Origin of the sequence: Mesonia maritima, assembly GCF_042433895.1 — a bacterium.
In the GTDB taxonomy this organism is placed as follows: domain Bacteria; phylum Bacteroidota; class Bacteroidia; order Flavobacteriales; family Flavobacteriaceae; genus Mesonia; species Mesonia maritima.
This window is the reverse complement of the sequence record NZ_JBHLUA010000002.1, coordinates 52,566-70,111: the sequence shown is the minus strand read 5'-3', so window position 1 is coordinate 70,111 and position 17,546 is coordinate 52,566. Positions and strand designations below refer to the sequence as shown.

The following is a 17,546-nucleotide window of genomic DNA, read 5'->3' as shown; positions in this document are numbered from 1 at the left end:
ATATATGGCTGAAGCAGAAGCAATAAAAGTTCCAACAATGGCAGAATACATGGCAGAAGGCAAAAAACCCGAAGTGTTGTTTTGGGTAGGTTGCGCCGGAAGTTTTGATGATAGAGCCAAAAAAATTACCAAAGCTTTTGTAAAATTACTTACGAAAGCCGGAGTAGATTTCGCCGTTTTAGGAACCGAAGAAAGTTGTACGGGAGATCCGGCAAAACGTTCTGGAAACGAATTTTTATTTCAAATGCAAGCCGTGACCAATATTGAAGTTTTAAACGGTTATGAAATTGAAAAAATAGTAACCGCGTGTCCGCATTGTTTCAACACCATAAAAAACGAATATCCAGAATTAGGTGGGAATTATGAAGTTCTTCACCATACACAATTTTTGAAATCCCTTTTAGAAGAAGGAAAACTAAAAGTTGAGGGTGGAAAATTTAAAGGAAAACGAATTACATTCCACGATCCTTGTTATTTGGGAAGAGCCAATAACGAATATGAAGCTCCGCGTGATTTATTGCGAAAATTAGAAGTGGAACTTGTTGAAATGCGCAAGTGCAAAAAAAACGGCCTTTGTTGTGGTGCCGGTGGCGGACAAATGTTTAAAGAGCCCGAACCGGGAAATAAAGACGTAAATATAGAACGTACCGAGCAAGCTATCGAAACCAATCCAGAAGTTATTGCCGCAGGTTGTCCTTTTTGCAATACCATGATGACCGACGGTGTGAAAGGAAAAGATAAAGAAGGAAAAATTGAGGTGAAAGATGTAGCCGAAATGATTGCCGAAGCAGATGAACTTTAATTAATTTTCTAACTCCAGAAGCCCTAAATTTATATGCTCGTTCCTTTTGACAGTTTACCCGATGAAGCCAGAATATGGATTTATCAATCCAATCGCCCTTTTACCGAAGAAGAATTAACTAAGCTAAAACCGGAAGTTGACCAATTTCTCGAAAAATGGACAGCACACGGCGCCAATTTAAAAGCCGGGGTAACTTTTCCTTATAATCGATTTATTATTATTGGTTTAGATCAAGAAGTAAATGCTGCAAGCGGTTGTTCAATCGATGCGTCCGTTCATTTTATTCAATCCTTAGAGAAAGAATATAATATAGATTTACTCGATAAAATGAATGTTACTTTTAAGCAAGGTGAATTTATTGCTTATAAACCTTTAATCGACTTCAAAAAATTAGTGAAAAATCGCTCGGTTTCTCCTAAAACTATTGTTTTCAATAATTTAGTAAACACAAAAGAGGAATTCGAATCAGATTGGGAAATTCCTTTAGCAGAAAGTTGGCATAATCGCTTCCTATAAAATTCCTTTAACTTAATAATTGGTGCTATTCTTGATTCGTTATCATATCGATAAAGCGGTTAGTTTATGAATAAAAAAATCAGTTTACTTTTTTTCCTTTTAAGTTATTTTTTTGTCAGTAGTCAAGAAAAAAATCCCTTAGCAACCGAAGATTTCTTAATGCAAGAAATTTGGGTGGATAGTTTGTATAATTCTCTTTCTACGGAAGAAAAAATCGGTCAACTTTTTATGGTCGATATCTTTTCAAATAAAAGTAAAGCTGAAACCGATAAAATTAAAGCCTTAGTTGAAGAATATCATATCGGCGGAATTATTTTTTCAAAAGGCGGACCAATTCAGCAGGCAAAACTTACCAACGAATACCAAGAAGCCGCGAAAATTCCTTTATTAATAGGAATGGATGCCGAATGGGGTTTAGCCATGCGGTTAGATTCTACCTACGCTTTTCCTTGGAATATGACCTTAGGCGCTGTGGAAGATAATTTGTTAATAGAACAAGTAGGCGCTCAAATCGCCAAACACTGCAAACGCTTAGGCGTTCATATTAATTTTGCTCCCGTTGCCGATATTAACGTAAACCCAGAAAACCCTATTATTGGTAATCGCTCTTTTGGGGAGAATAGAGAAGAAGTCACCGAAAAAGCTATTGCTTTTATGCAAGGAATGCATAGCGAAGGAGTTTTATCGAGTGCGAAACATTTTCCCGGTCACGGCGATACCGATACCGATTCGCATAAAGCTTTACCGACCTTAGATTTTAGCATCCATCGTTTACGAAAAACAGAACTTTATCCGTTTAGAGAACTTATAGATGCAGGGGTTTCCAGTATTATGGTAGGTCATTTAAATGTCCCTGCCTTAGATAATCGCTTAAATTATCCTTCTTCCATTTCAAAACCCATAATTACCGATTTATTAAAAGAAAAATATAATTACAAAGGCTTAATTTTTACGGATGCTTTAAATATGAAAGGCATCGCCAATTATGATGAACCCGGGCGTGTAGATTTAGAAGCATTTCTGGCGGGAAATGATATTCTTTTAATTCCTGAAGATGTTCCTAAAGCCACAGATATTCTCATAAAAGCCTATCAAGATAGCGTCATTACAGAAAATAGATTGCAACATTCAGTTAAAAAAATTCTTGCCGCGAAATATAAAGTTGGCTTGAACAATTACAAAGCAATAGATACAACCTATTTAATAAACGATTTAAATTCTATCAGAAATGATTTAATTTATAGTGAAGTCATGGAAAAAGCCGTGACGGTTATAAAAAACAATCGTGGTATTTTACCGATAGAAGACCTTCAAAATTCAAAAATCGCTTATGTTTCAATGGGCGATGATAACGGAGATGCTTTTTTAAAGCAACTAAAAGCCTATACCAAAATCGATAAAATAGAAGCAGCTCATCTCGATGAATTGCTAACAAAGTTAAATGAATACGATATTGTAATTGCGGGTTTCCATAAATCTAATGAAAGCCCTTGGAAAGATTATAAGTTCACCGATCAAGAATTGGTTTGGCTTCACGAAATCGCGCGTAAAAACAAACTGATTTTAAGTGTTTTCGCTAGACCTTACGCTTTACTCGACATCAATAGTTTTACCAATATCGACGGGATAATTTTAGGCTATCAAAATAGTGAAATCGCGCAACAAAAAACCGCACAAGCAATTTTTGGAGCAATCGAAGCAAAAGGGAAATTACCGGTAAGTATCCACAAAAATTTTCCTGCGGGAACCCAATTTAAAACCGCTGCGTTAAAACGCTTGTCTTATGGAATTCCTGAAAGTGTCGGAATGAATTCAGCTAAACTTTCTAAAATTGATTCTATTGCACAATTAGCGGTTGATAAAGAAATGACACCGGGTTTACAAATGCTAATCGCGAGAAAAGGAAAAGTAATTTATCGTAAAAATTTCGGTTACCATACCTATGATAAAGAAATTCCCGTAAATCATGACGATGTGTATGATTTAGCTTCGCTGACAAAAATTTTAGCTACGCTTCCTTTATTAATGGAATTACAAGAAGAAGGAGAAATAGATGTTGATACGAAACTGAAAGAAATTTTACCCGAAACAAAAAATTCAAATAAGGCGAATATTACGCTTAAAGAAATGCTAAGTCATTATGCACGCTTAAAACCATGGATTCCCTTTTATATAGGAACGCTAGACAAGAAAACAAATAAAGCTTCCTCTATTTATTTCAGAAATCAAGAAAATTTAATTTTCAACACTAAAGTTGCTGAAGATTTTTATATGCGTGGCGATTTAAAAGATTCGGTTTATCAAGAAATTATAGAAAGTGATTTGCTTCGAAAAAAAGAATACAAATACAGCGATTTGCCGTATTATTTAATGAAAAAATATTTAGAACATCATTATACTTCTTCTTTAGCAGCACTTACCGAAGAGCATTTTTATGAAGCGTTGGGTGCAAATAGAACCGGTTATTTGCCGCTAAATAGATTTGAAAAAGATGAAATAATCCCTACGGAAGAAGATGATTATTGGCGTGAACAGCGAATTCAAGGGTATGTTCATGATCAAGGCGCTGCAATGTTTGGTGGAGTAGGAGGTCACGCGGGACTATTTAGCAATGCAAACGATGTCGCTAAAATTATGCAGATGTATTTAAACGGTGGTTTTTACGGCGGAAAGCGTTTCTTTAAACAAGAAACCATCGATGCTTTTAATACGTGTTACTATTGCGATGAAGATGTTCGCCGCGGAATAGGTTTCGATAAACCACAATTACATCAAGTTGGTCCAACTTGTGGTTGCGTATCCATGACAAGTTTTGGGCATACCGGTTTTACAGGAACGTACGCTTGGGCAGATCCTGAAGAAGAAATTGTCTATATTTTCCTCTCTAATAGAACTTTCCCCGATGCTTCCAATAGAAAACTCATTTCTGAAGATATTAGAACAAAAATTCAGCGTTTAATTTACGAAGCCATTTCATTTTAATTAACGTTAAACTTCGTTTATTTCTTCTTTCACTTCCTCGGAAAGGCTTATTTTTGAGCTATATTAAAAATTTCTATTGGTAATAAAATTAACTAACGAATGAAAATAGGTATTGTTTGCTATCCTACTTTTGGTGGAAGCGGAGTTGTGGCTACAGAATTAGGAATGGCACTTTCAAAAAGAGGACACGAAATACATTTTATTACCTATAAACAACCGGTTCGTTTAGAATACCTTTCTAATCACATTCATTATCATCAAGTAAACGTTCCCGAATATCCACTTTTTCATTATCAACCTTATGAACTCGCTTTATCAAGTAAATTAGTAGATATGGTTAAGCTTCATCAATTAGATGTTTTGCACGTACATTATGCAATTCCGCACGCGTACGCAGGTTATATGGCAAAGAAAATGCTAAAGGAAGAAGGAATTCATATTCCTATGGTAACAACGTTACACGGGACTGATATTACCTTGGTTGGGAATCATCCTTTTTATAAACCCGCCGTAACCTTTAGTATAAATAAAAGTGATGTGGTCACTTCAGTTTCGCAAAGCTTAAAAGACGATACCTTAAAATATTTTGATGTTAAAACTGAAATTCAAGTAGTCCATAATTTTATCGATTCATCGAAAAGAAAAACAACTTTTGAAGATTGTCAACGCGGAATTATGGCTGAAGAAGATGAAAGAATAATTACGCATGTTAGTAATTTTCGGAAAGTAAAACGAGTTGACGATGTAATTCGGATTTTTCAAAAAGTAACTGAAAAATTGAAAGCCAAACTTATTATGGTTGGTGAAGGACCCGAAATTGAAAACGCGAAAAATTTAGCAAGAGAATTAGGCGTTTTCGAAAAAGTTATTTTTATGGGAGAAAGCAATGAAGTCAATAAAATTTTATGTTTTTCAGATTTATTTCTACTCCCATCTGAAAACGAAAGTTTCGGTTTGGCCGCTTTGGAAGCAATGGTGAATGGAGTTCCTGTAATTTCTACAAATACTGGAGGTTTACCGGAAGTAAATAAGCACGGTTTTTCAGGATTTTTAGCAGACGTAGGAGATACTGAAAAAATGGCGCATTACGCCTTAGAAATTCTAACTGAAGATGTTGAATTGAAAAAGTTTAAGGAAAACGCAAAAAAAATGGCTTCAAAATTTGATATTGAGACGATTGTACCCCTTTATGAAGAAGTGTATGCAAAAGCACTACAAAAATCTTGAAGACAGGTTTAATTTAAAAGGGACGTTTTCCTAATTTTTAGAGTAATGAATACAAAGGTGAGTATTAACGGTGCCCATTTTCTCTAGTACGCTTATTTTTTTGAGTTCCTAATTAATGAGCCCTTTTTCGGTTATTACTTTCGGTTTTATAAACCGGTATTTCGTACTTTCAGAGATATTTACCTATGGGGACGCTTCCTAGAACTTCCTATTTAGTCCACACTGCTCATAGGGCGTCACTACGATTATATGGAAATTTTTATTGTAAACCTGATTGAATAAGTTAATCCAAAAACTACCCATTGGTAGAATCCTTTTAAATGGATTTACACGAATTTTTTCATATAAATCAGATTCTTTTTCAAAATGAAATCTTCAATTATTTTATTCAGAATTTGGTTCATTAAATTTAAAATTGGAGTATCTGTATTGGCTACAACGTGATTGTATATGATTATTGGCGTATTTAAGTACCTAATTTAGCAAACAAAAGCGGAATAGAAAATCCGCGAGGATTTTCAGAAGTAGGCGAGAATAAGCAATTACTTGTAGTCATTGTTGTGCGTTCGTTTTTTTAGTGTCTGTTATCACAAAGTATTTGTATTTCTGGTTCTGTTTCATCTAAAATTGTGATTGATGGGCATCCAAAACTATGACCTACGAATCCAAATACAACGGTAGCTTTATTTTTTATTATTTCTCCAGTCCATTGAGATTGGCGTATGTCTCTTTCATTTTCACTTTCCGCAATTTTTAGTCGTGTTAGGTATGTCGATTCCCCATCGTAATAGTTTGTATTTAATATTTCGGATTTAGTAATTTTATCTAAAATTACTAAATGGTAACTGCTTATATTTTCTGTGGGCTTTTGTAAATAATAATCATATTTTTCTGTCGCAAAAAAATAGGTGCTCAAGTCAATTTTGTTCTTTAAATCTTTAGCGATTGGAAATTGATTATCTTCAATTTTTGTCCAAATTATCGGTTTTATTTTTCCTGTTTGAAAAGGATTTTCTTTACCTACATATACTAAATTCTCATCCCAGTTTGAAATGCTTTTCCCCAAATCAAATCCGAGCATATAATCCAATTCATCATTTCTATAATCGTTTGAAGGTCCATAAGGGTTCATACAAGCTATTACAGGCAAGTCATTGACATTGTAAGTTTGTATTTGATCACTTGATATTAAATAGACAAATACTTTATCTGATTCTGATATATCTGAATACTTAAGAAATTTATCCCTTTGACTTTTATTAAGTCTTATTGTGTCTTTTTCTAAATCACTTTCGGTAAAAATTGAATTTCTATTTTTATTACCGGTTTCGTTATAAGCATCTTCAAAGTAAGTTTGAGATAGGTTTAAAAACGCAGTTCTCGTTTTTCCGTCTTTTTCTTTATAGAAGGAAGAAGCGTAATATAATTTAATATCTGATTGAACAAAGGAATTTGATAAAAAGCCATTAAATACATATACTGTATCCATTTTTTTGTCAGGAAGCATCCAGTTTTGAACTCCAACCCATTTATCAACAATTAATTTACCAGCGTCATTTATTGTGTCAGAGATTTTTGTGTACTCTACTAATCTTAAAGATGTGTTTAATGGAAATTTACCCAGAACTTTTCCATCTGGGGAATCTCTATAATTTAAACCTGACCTTGCAATTACGTATTTATGTTCATAGTGCGTTGGTTGTACTTTCTTCTTTTTTTCTTCTATCGCATCTTTTTGTTGTTCAAACGATTTTTGTTGTTCAATTTGTTTCTCGCTTTCCTTCTTTTTTTGTCCGCTTGTTTTTTCTTTACAACCAAAAGTCAAAAGTAAAATTGATAGAAAAATTAGTTGTAAATAAGTTTTCATACTTGTTTCGTTCGGTTTTTAAAATAATGCATAACGGTTTTGTATATAGCAATTAGCGTGCAGATATGATTTAATTTTCAATCTCCCCACAAGCCAAAACTTTTGTATTTTGTTTTATCTTTTCTGTTTAAAATGTCTACCGAAGGACTACAACCAACAACTATAAAATAAAAAAGAGTTGTAAATCAAAAGATTTTGCGGCTATCAAATATACCAATTTTTCTGATTTATAAAAGACGCAACTATTTGTGATATGCATTGTTGGCTGTAGTTATTTTATATATTCCAAATGAACCTAAAATTATTCCAACTAAAGGCAAAGACCAATAAATAAAATTAAAATTTAATTGGTAAATCCAATTAAAATAATTTTCTCCATAGAGTAATAAAGCTAACCAAAAACTGTTCATGAAAAAATGTAATAAAATACTATAGATTATTTTCTTTGTTTCAATAAATATGAAACCGCTAATAATTCCGAATATAAAAGTTGGCAATAGATTATTTGGAGTTTCTATATGAATTAATGAAAAGCATAAAGAAGAAGTTATCAATGCTATTATTTTGCTATTTCTTAATAATAGTTTTCCAAGAATATACTTTCTAAAAAAGAGCTCTTCAAATATTGGAGCTATTAAAATAGCAGAAACTGCTTGATAAATATTTGAAATATTAATTGCATAATAGTCTGGAAAATCAATCAGACTTTCTTCATTAAAGTAGAAATCTTTAAGCTTATCTAAATCAAATAATACTCTGTCAAAAAGTTCCAATCCGAATGCAATAAAGAATAAATAAATGAAATTAATAGGCTTTAAATATTTTAAAGTTTCTTCTTTAAAATCAAATAGTTTTGGCTTCCAAAAAAAATAAAAAATTATAGAATAACTTATTAGAAATCCCAAGATAGTAATGATCCCAAATAAGTGTTCAGCTAAGTCGGGATTTGAAGAGAGAAAATCTTTAAATGGTAATAAAGTTATTATTTGAAAGGTAGAAAATATTAGAATAAATAGGAAAGTTAATAATATTGCTTTAAATATGCTCATTTTTTTAATTATTTCTAGCGGTAACGTAAAAATATCAGCATGCAAAAAAGCGCCAATTTTTCTGCTAAAATTACTGTTTTTAAAATATAAAAAACTTTGCTGTTTGACAATATTGAAGAGTTGTTAGCTGTAGTGATTTTTATTCATCTGTTTCTGCAAATTTTATAGCTCTTTCTAAAATAGGGTCTTTTTTATTTACAAAATCTTCAATTTCATAGTTAACTTTAATATCAATTGGAATCCCAACTCGTTGAGTTTCGCTTCCATCAGCTTCATATATTCCCATTCCTGAGAATGATATGTTATGACCACCCAAAAAAGTCATTCTTGTTACATTTCCGTCAGCACCTGCAGTTTGAGTTCCAATAATAGTTGTATTGTTGTAAGTTTTTAGGATTAAGCAATCAAATTCAGGTAAACTTTGTGTTCTATAATCTACAAGTAAAATTAGTTTTCCTGAATACGGATTGGGATTCTTCTTTCCAACAGTTCTAGCAGAAGGATATTGGGAATTGAGGTCTCGATAATAGAGAAGTCCAGGATAATTAAAATTAATCATTGTTTCTTTTCCATATGTTGTAGGTTCTTTCAAAAAATAATTTGCAATTTTATAGGAAGGCATTGAGCTAGGATAGTTTCTTAAATCCAATATGATTGCTTTGGTATCCATTAAAGGTAGTATAATACTATCCATATTTTTCGAAGTAATATTGGCCGCATAAACGTAAGCAATATCATTGGTAATCTTTTTTGAGGTTATAGGACTTTTCATTTCAAAAAATTCTAAATATTCTTTCAGAAAATTACGTTCAGAAAGTACTATTTTAGAATTGAAGGTTGAACCATCTGGATTATATCCTGAATAAATTGACGAAGGTTTTTTACTATTTAAGATAAGCCGATGCAATCCCTTGTATTTTCCTCCCACATTCGAAGCTGGAACATAATCCCATAATTTTTTAATTCTCGATGTAAGGGAAGTTCCATCTATTTTCTCAATTACACTTCCTTGCTGCACATTTGCTTTTTTCGCTTTTTCTTGATCAAGAATTTTAGTGATTACCGCTTTATTGTCTACCAATCGAAAAAAGAAAAGTGGACTGTATTTTCCAGCGACACTTTGATACAAAAATGGATATATACCTCCGTGTCCGTCATCAATAGAAGCAGCCATTTTTAATACAGCTTTATGATACGAAATAGTATCATTGGCATTTATAAATTCAGGAATCAAATTAATGAGTACTTTATCCCAATTTTTTTCTGTAGCATATTTATATGGGTAATAGTAGTTAATCACATTCCAAAAACGAAATAATCCTAGTAATCTATAGTTACGATTGGGCATTTTCATTTTAGAATATGGTTTTTCATTGGGTGTTATGATATTGCCATCATCGTCGGGATTATTTTGAGCATAATAATTACCTCCTTGATTTGGATGAGAATAATTATACTTTAAAATATTCTTCTGACTTTCAGTGAGGTTTTTGCTTTTATTCACCCAAGAATGATTGATATTCCGGTAAGTATAAGGATGTGCTGACTTGTCGATTATAAATAAAGGGGCATCATTCTTACCTGCAATTTGAAACATTTTATCCAATTCCTTTTGAAAAGTGATTTTTTTATTTGAATCCAGAATTCTATCCAAGGAAGCCACCAAAACACTATCCCAATCGTGATTTCCCGATGCAATTTCAGGATGAAAATATTTCAATGTACCCCAAACCTTACATAAATCGGACAATTCTGAAATTTGTTTTTTTGATTGAGCATTCGCAGTATTTAACGTAACTGCACTAAAAAGCAAGATTAGTAGTTTAATTGAAACTTTCATTTTTTATTTTTATAATTTATAATAAAAAACTTAAAAAGATTACTATTATTATAGATGAAATTTTAAATTCGGATAAGTTTTCCATCATTACAGCTAACGTCTCGGCTATGAGTAGTTTCGTGGGTTAGCACTTAACTTTGCAAGTACACACCAAGTTGGAAATTCCTGCGGAATTTCAGAAGTAGGCACGAACAAGCAATTACTCATAGCCATTGTTGTAAGCAGTTTTTATTTAATTCGTTTTTTAATGAGTATTATTTGTCCGAGATGATAATATGAGTGTTCAATCATGGCGTCAATATTCCGGCAATAAGTCCCATATTGTTTATCTACAAAGTCGGACAATATTTTTTCTTCTGACATATTTTCAACGAGTTCGATAAATTCATCTGCGTCAAGACAAAACTTACTCACTAAATTTTGCCAATCTTGTTCAGATTTTATGGGTGGATAATCAAAACTATATTTGTCTCGTATATCGAGTGTTCCGCCTTTTAGAACTTTTTTTACGCCTGCTATGTAGTAATCAATGTGAAAAATCAAATCAGCAATAGTGTTAAAGTCATCTATTTTTTGAGTTGCTTGTTTCCAATCAAGGTCAATTATTTGTTCTTTGAAATTTGTACCTAAAACCCATTTTCCTTCAGTAAAAATTTCCTTTAGTCGGTTAGCTAAGTATTCGTTTAATTTCATTTTATTTCAACATCTTTAAATTTTTGGCGGTTTTCTCAAATTCCTTGCAACGGTCTCGTATAACCGAAGTTACGGGTTAATATGCGTTAATTTTCGGTTTAGCACAGACCTTAGTAATTCCGCGTGGATTCGGACGTAGTCGAATCCGCCGTAATTGCGGTTATACATTGTTAGCTATCGTTTTTTTGCGTTCAGTTTATCCTCTAATTCACTTTTTAGGTAAAACTTACCTTTGAATATAATTCCGTTTATAGTTTCCGTATTTTCAATATTTTCTAACGGATTTTCATTTAATAACACCATATCTGACTTAGCACCGACTTTAATAGTTCCCCATTCATTTTGTGAGGATAGCATTTTTGATAAGTTGTAGGATGTAGCTTTTAGAATTTCAAAATTTGAAATCCCTGCATTTTTATAGTGTTTCATTTCGCTATGAATTCCATAACCAGGAATACTGTAAATTCCCGAAGCGTCTGGACTTAGCAATAACATTCCGCCTTGTCTATAAATATATTTCAGGTAATTTAATCTTGCTTGAAATTTATCTTTGCTTTCTTTTCGCTCAACTTCTCTTTCGCTTTCGGTCGTTTTCTGATAATGTGCGGAAATTTTACTTTCCCAACTTTCTACCAATTCCGTTGGCAAAAATTCTACTCCATTTCGTTTTCTAAGCTCGTCTTCTGGAATTTGTCCAGTAAAATACCAATCTAAAGTTGGGCAATGATAAATGTTGTTTGTAATTGAAAGGTTTATTGCTGAATTTATATCATCTAAGCTTCTAAGACGAAAAAAACCTCCCAAGTGTTCGATGCTCTGAAAAACACTGCTTTGACAGACTTCTAAAAGACCTACGTTTGAAGGACAATGGCCAGCTAAATGAAAATCCTCAGATTTGGCGGATGCTACTAAATAATCAAATGTTTGTTCATCTTTTATTGACAAAACTTTTGCAAAATCGAACCCAGACTTTTTATAATTTGAAATCATTTTATTCGCTTCTGTTTCAGATATGGTGTCTCTTCTTGAAATTGGCGGTGAAGAAAGAATTAATTTAGGTGTAAACTCGTCCTTTTTGTCGATTTCCAAGTGCCACATTTCTCCTCGCATAGAACGTAAAGTTGTCACACCATTAATTAAATTCATTAGGAAATAACTCTTTAGATTTTCCTTTTTTGGAAGATGAGAGTGTGCATCCGAAAATGCTGGGATAAGATATTTACCACTACCATCTATTACACCTAGATCGTATTTGATTGTGTCATTTTCAATCTGTTCTCTTATTTCACGAATTATACCGTCTTCAATTATGACATCTTTGTTATTCAATTCTTGGTTAATATGAAGTGGAATGACGTTTACATTTTTAATCAGTAATTTTTTATTCTGACTAAAAACTTGAAAAACTGCTAAAAGTAGAATTGTAATGCTAAGTGTTTTTTTCATAGTTGAATTTTTTTTTAAATGATAGCTAACGGTCTCGGCTACGAGTAGTTGCGTGGGTTAGCACTTAACTTTGCAAGTATACACCAAACTGAAAATCCGCTAAGGATTTTCAGAAGTAGGCGAGAACAAGCAATTACTTATAGCCATTGTTGTAAAACGTTTTTTATTCAATTCCAATTACTATCGGAATTTGTAATTTAACTTCTTTTTCATTTACACAAGCTGGATACCAATCAGTAAATTCAATTAGCAATTCCTTAACTTGTTTTTGTGTTTCTTCATTCAAATTTCCGTAATCTCCAAAAAATCTAAATGGTTTATTTTCGATTTTCCCTTTTTCATTTATGATTACGAAAGCTCTTATTTTATTAGGCTTATAACCGTTAATCTTTTTTATTTTTTCAGTCAAAACTTTATGGTCAGATTTTAGTGAAGGCATTTTATCAGTTCGCAAGTAAACTCCGTTTTCATTAGTTATTCCATAAAAGATTTTATTCTGCTCTAATGCCCATAGATATTCAGCAGATGATTTTTCAATTCCTTTGAATGATTTGAATTTTCCTTTAAATGTTATCTTCTTTAATGATTCTCCATTTTCATTAACCTTTTCAACTTTCATTTCATATTGTCCACGTAATCCATCTGTTTTTTTAAATGGATTTTGATTTAATTTCAAGTCAATGTCAAGTACTTTGTATTTAGTTCCGATTTCGGGAACGTCTGTCCAATACTCATAGTTTGATTATATGATGTTGAGATTGTTGTCAATTTCAAAGGATATAGTGTGTCCAGTAAATACAGTACTGTATTGATTTAGAATCTTAATATTTGAATTTTCTTTGACTTCTAAATTGAAGTTTTTGTATTTTTTTAATTCATTCGCTATGTTGTCAAATCGGTTGAATTCGTCTTTCATCTCATACTTCACAACGTTTTGGTCAATCGTAACCTTTTCTTGTCCGAAAGCAAATTTTGTAATTAAAATCAGTATGATAATTAGAATTCTCAATGTTCGTCTTAAATGTTTTACAACTGGTTATATACTTACAAATATATGTATTAACAATAAACTGTTACGGGATAACATAAGTAAATATTTATATAGCTGCTAATTTTGCCAAAAATAGGTGGTACTAGTAATTGTAACACTTCAGTTCGTCAATCATTTATCTGTCATTCCTAAACTATTTTTTGAATTATGTAAGAATATGATTAGGAGGGAAACGTCCTATCGAGAAAATTATTAAAAATCAAGGTGGCAGCGAAGTGAAAAAGATAAAAAGCTATTTGACTGTAGGGAATTTTTTTATCTGTGGTGGAGGTCACCGTAGTATTTTCTTATATTTTACTCGTCAGCCTAGACTTTTTCTTCTTTTCGGATGGAAAAGAAGGGGTAATCCTAATTAAAATCTTTTGGATTCGAACTGCTAACTAAAAGATGGAGTACTGGAAATATTACCTATAAAATGGTCAATAAATATGTGGAACATAAAGGTCGAGATTCGGGTGACAATTCCGATTTCATATTAAAATAGTAAAGGGGGACTTTAAGTCCCCCAGTATTAATAAACCGTTGCCCTTTCAGTGCAGAATTGTTTAATTTTTAGAATTGGTAACGTACACCTAAAGCGATATCCGGTACAAATTCATTTAAAACATCATAATCGCTAAAACCAAATTCTGGTCTAAAATCTAATGAAAGCATTAATGGAATATCAAAATTATATTCAATTCCAATATTTCCGGCTATAAAAACAAACGCTCCATCATCACCATCTCTATCAAATCTGTCATCAAAGCGTTTATCATCAACACTTCCAATTCCTCCACCAATACCGGCATACCAGTTAAATCCGCCTTCAATATTCCAAACCCACTGGTAAAGCGCGGCTAATTTAAAAGCGTCAAAATCATTGTCATTTCGCCAACCTAAATCTAGTTCTAAACGGTTATTGTTACTTCCAATTGCTCGTTGATAAGAAACTTCTGCTCCAAAGCCATCGCCTCCACCTAAACGAAGACCTATTGCGTTGTCAGAAATTTCTTGTGCTTGTGAAGTCATGATACTTCCCAATGCTACTGCTACGATTAAAAATATTTTTTTCATATCTAAATTTATTTTGGGTCAAAGATATTTTTAAAAACAATTTTTAATTCGTGTTCATTTCTAATTTTTTGTTAATCTTGTTTAAAGTCTGTTAAACAATATGCAATTTCAAAACTAACTTGCAGCTAAAACCTTTAAAGAGAATGCTCGAACCTTTAGAAAAGTTAAAATTGAACTTAACGGGAGAATTTTTTACCGACGAGTTGGTAAAAGCCATTTATGCTACTGATGCTTCAGTTTACCGTAAATTACCACTAGCTGTTTCCTATCCGGCAAACATTCAAGACATTCAAAAAATAATTCAGTTCTGTATTCAGCATAAATTATCTATTATTCCACGTGCTGCCGGAACTTCGTTAGCAGGACAATGTGTTGGCGAAGGAATTGTGGTAGATATTTCTAAAAACTTCACTAAAATTTTAGACTTTAATAAAGAAGCAAAAACTGTAACCGTTGAACCGGGAATTATACGAGATGATCTCAATCGTTTTTTAGAACCGTATGGTCTATTTTTCGGTCCGAATACTTCAACATCTAATAGATGTACCATTGGCGGAATGGTCGGTAATAATTCTAGCGGAACAACTTCCATAAAATATGGTGTCACGCGTGATAAAGTTTTAGGCTTAGAATGCATTTTATCAGATGCTTCTCAAGTTCATTTTTCAGCTGAAAAAAATCAGGATAAAAATTCAATCGGTAAAAAAATTGAACAGGAAATTCGAGGACTTCTCGGGAATTCAAATTTACAAACTGCAATTCAAGAAAATTTTCCGAAACCTGAAATACATCGAAGAAATACAGGCTACGCGTTAGATCAATTGTTGAATAGAACTGAATTTAATATCGCGAAACTTCTCTGCGGAAGCGAAGGAACGCTGGCCTTTACTACTGCAATTACACTTCAGTTAGACAATTTGCCACCGGAGAATTCTGCGATGGTAGCTGCGCATTTCTCATCGATTTCAGATTGTTTAAATGCGGTAAAAATAGCGATGAGTCAAGATTTATTTTCTTGTGAAATGATGGATAAAACCATTCTCGATTGCACCAAAGAAAACTTAAAATATAAGGAAAACCGATTTTTTATTGAAGATGATCCCGAAGCTATTTTAATGCTTGAAATTAGAGCCGATGTTCAAGCCGATTTAAGCATTCAGTTGGAAGAACTTTTAGCAAAATTAAAACAAACAAAAGCTTATGCCACACCAATTTTATATGGCGAGAACATCAATTTTGCGGTAGAATTACGAAAAGCCGGTTTAGGTTTATTGGCAAATTTAAAAGGCGATAAAAAAGCTGTGGCTTGTATTGAAGATACAGCGGTTGCGCTAGATGATTTATCGAATTATATAGCTGAATTTACCCAGCTGATGAAAAATTACAACCAAAAAGCGGTTTATTATGCGCACGCCGGGGCCGGAGAATTACATTTAAGACCAATTTTAAATTTAAAAAAATCGGGGGATGTTCAACTTTTTAAACAAATTACCGCTGATGTCGCGAAGCTTGTAAAGAAATATCAAGGCGCATTTAGTGGAGAACACGGTGATGGTCGCGTGCGCGGGGCATTTTTAAAAGATTTAGTAGGGGACGAAGTTTATACTGCCTTTAAAGAAGTGAAAACTATTTTCGATCCGAATAATATATTTAATCCGGGTAAAATTGTAGATGCTTTACCAATGGAAACCGATTTGCGCTACGAACCTGATCGGAAAGAGCCTGAGATTCCGACTGTAATGAATTTTTCCGATTCTAATGGGATTTTAAGAGCGGTCGAACGTTGTAATGGTAGTGGAGATTGCAGAAAAAGTGTAGAAGCCGGCGGAGCGATGTGCCCGAGTTATCGTGCGACAAAAATTGAAAAAGATACTACCCGAGCTCGCGCGAATGCGCTTCGAGAATTTTTAACAACAAGTGAGAAAAAAAATCCTTACAATCATTCTGAATTAAAAGAAGTTTTAGATTTATGCATTAGTTGTAAAGCTTGTAAAAACGAGTGTCCTTCAAATGTAGATATGGCAACGTATAAAGCTGAATTTGAATATCAATACGCGAAAGAAAACGGGACTTCGCTTCGAACACAACTTTTCGCTCACAATCAGCAATTAAATGAATTCAATAGTCTTTTTCCTGAAATTTATAATTTTTTAATCAGCAATAATTTTTTCTCAGGTTTATTAAAATCTTGGCTTGAAATCGCGCCGAAACGAAGTTTACCTGAACTTTCTACTTCAACACTTCGAAAGAAGATTAAAAGCAAGAAAATAAATTTAAAACCTGAAAAAGCAAGAAAATCAGTTTATTTATTTATTGATGAATTCACGAATTATTCAGAGACTGAAATTGGCGAAGATGCAATTCAATTGTTAGTGAAATTAGGCTACGAAGTTAAAATTGTAAAACATCCCGAAAGTGGAAGAAGTTATATTTCTAAAGGTTTTTTAAAGCAAGCGAAAAAATATGCGAATGAGAATGTTGAACTATTTTATCCTTTAATTTCTGAAGAAACTCCATTAATAGGAATTGAACCTTCAGCCATTTTATCATTTAAAGATGAATATTTACGTTTAGCTAATTCTCCCGAAAAAGCTCAGCAACTTGCTAAAAACACGTATTTAATTGAAGAATTTATAGCGCGTGAAATTGGAAATGGAAATATCTCTTCAGCAGATTTTAAGGCGGAAAAAACGAAAATTAAAATTCACGCGCATTGTCATCAAAAAGCACTTTCCAACACAACATTCACCTTTGATATGCTGAATGTTGTCAAAAATTTTCAAGTAACAATTATTCCTTCGGGTTGTTGTGGAATGGCTGGTTCTTTCGGTTACGAAAAAGAGCATTATGAAATTAGTATGAAGATCGGTAATCAAACCCTTTTTCCTGCAATTAAAAAATCAGAATCGAATACAATTATCGCTGCAAATGGAACGAGTTGTCGCCATCAAATAAAAGACGGAACAAATCGCGAAGCAATTCATCCCGTCTCAATATTATTAAGTGCTGTAAAATAA

12 protein-coding genes are annotated in these 17,546 nt (G+C 32.7%); 5 read left to right on the top strand and 7 right to left on the bottom strand.

The window, feature by feature from the left end:
• Positions 1-4 precede the first annotated feature (4 nt).
• The 4 genes from ACFFGL_RS00385 (at position 5) to bshA (ending at position 5,527) form a co-directional block, all read left to right on the top strand.
• Positions 5-802: a (Fe-S)-binding protein gene (locus tag ACFFGL_RS00385; protein WP_309729232.1), complete on the top strand. Its 798-nt coding sequence runs from the start codon at positions 5-7 to the stop codon at positions 800-802.
• Between the two features lie 33 nt (positions 803-835).
• On the top strand, positions 836-1,318 hold the full coding sequence (locus ACFFGL_RS00380) for an ABC transporter ATPase (protein ID WP_309729230.1): 483 nt from the start codon (positions 836-838) through the stop codon (positions 1,316-1,318).
• Between the two features lie 66 nt (positions 1,319-1,384).
• Entirely contained in the window at positions 1,385-4,300 is a 2,916-nt protein-coding gene (locus ACFFGL_RS00375) for a glycoside hydrolase family 3 N-terminal domain-containing protein (RefSeq protein ID WP_309729228.1), read from the top strand.
• A 99-nt stretch (positions 4,301-4,399) separates the two neighbouring features.
• Positions 4,400-5,527 (top strand): N-acetyl-alpha-D-glucosaminyl L-malate synthase BshA, encoded by a 1,128-nt coding sequence (bshA, locus tag ACFFGL_RS00370; protein WP_309729227.1) that lies wholly within the window; start codon positions 4,400-4,402, stop codon positions 5,525-5,527.
• Between the two features lie 574 nt (positions 5,528-6,101).
• On the opposite strand, the gene ACFFGL_RS00365 is transcribed toward bshA, so the two are convergent.
• From ACFFGL_RS00365 to ACFFGL_RS00335, 7 genes are all read right to left on the bottom strand, one after another.
• Complete coding sequence (locus ACFFGL_RS00365; RefSeq protein ID WP_309729225.1) at positions 6,102-7,394, bottom strand: hypothetical protein; 1,293 nt, start codon at positions 7,392-7,394, stop codon at positions 6,102-6,104.
• 242 nt (positions 7,395-7,636) lie between these two features.
• Complete coding sequence (locus ACFFGL_RS00360) at positions 7,637-8,488, bottom strand: CPBP family intramembrane glutamic endopeptidase (RefSeq protein ID WP_378927772.1); 852 nt, start codon at positions 8,486-8,488, stop codon at positions 7,637-7,639.
• A gap of 94 nt (positions 8,489-8,582) precedes the next feature.
• Positions 8,583-10,283, bottom strand: a complete 1,701-nt coding sequence (locus tag ACFFGL_RS00355; protein WP_309729220.1) for a S41 family peptidase — start codon at positions 10,281-10,283, stop codon at positions 8,583-8,585.
• Positions 10,284-10,511: 228 nt separating this feature from the next.
• Positions 10,512-10,976 (bottom strand): DUF1572 domain-containing protein, encoded by a 465-nt coding sequence (locus tag ACFFGL_RS00350; RefSeq protein ID WP_309729218.1) that lies wholly within the window; start codon positions 10,974-10,976, stop codon positions 10,512-10,514.
• 174 nt (positions 10,977-11,150) lie between these two features.
• Positions 11,151-12,422, bottom strand: coding sequence for an amidohydrolase family protein (locus ACFFGL_RS00345; protein WP_309729216.1), 1,272 nt, complete (start codon positions 12,420-12,422; stop codon positions 11,151-11,153).
• A 163-nt stretch (positions 12,423-12,585) separates the two neighbouring features.
• Complete coding sequence (locus ACFFGL_RS00340) at positions 12,586-13,098, bottom strand: hypothetical protein (RefSeq protein WP_309729214.1); 513 nt, start codon at positions 13,096-13,098, stop codon at positions 12,586-12,588.
• Positions 13,099-14,025: 927 nt separating this feature from the next.
• Positions 14,026-14,529: a hypothetical protein gene (locus tag ACFFGL_RS00335; RefSeq protein ID WP_309729212.1), complete on the bottom strand. Its 504-nt coding sequence runs from the start codon at positions 14,527-14,529 to the stop codon at positions 14,026-14,028.
• A 143-nt stretch (positions 14,530-14,672) separates the two neighbouring features.
• On the opposite strand from ACFFGL_RS00335, the gene ACFFGL_RS00330 reads away from it, so the two are divergent.
• Complete coding sequence (locus ACFFGL_RS00330; RefSeq protein ID WP_309729210.1) at positions 14,673-17,546, top strand: FAD-binding and (Fe-S)-binding domain-containing protein; 2,874 nt, start codon at positions 14,673-14,675, stop codon at positions 17,544-17,546.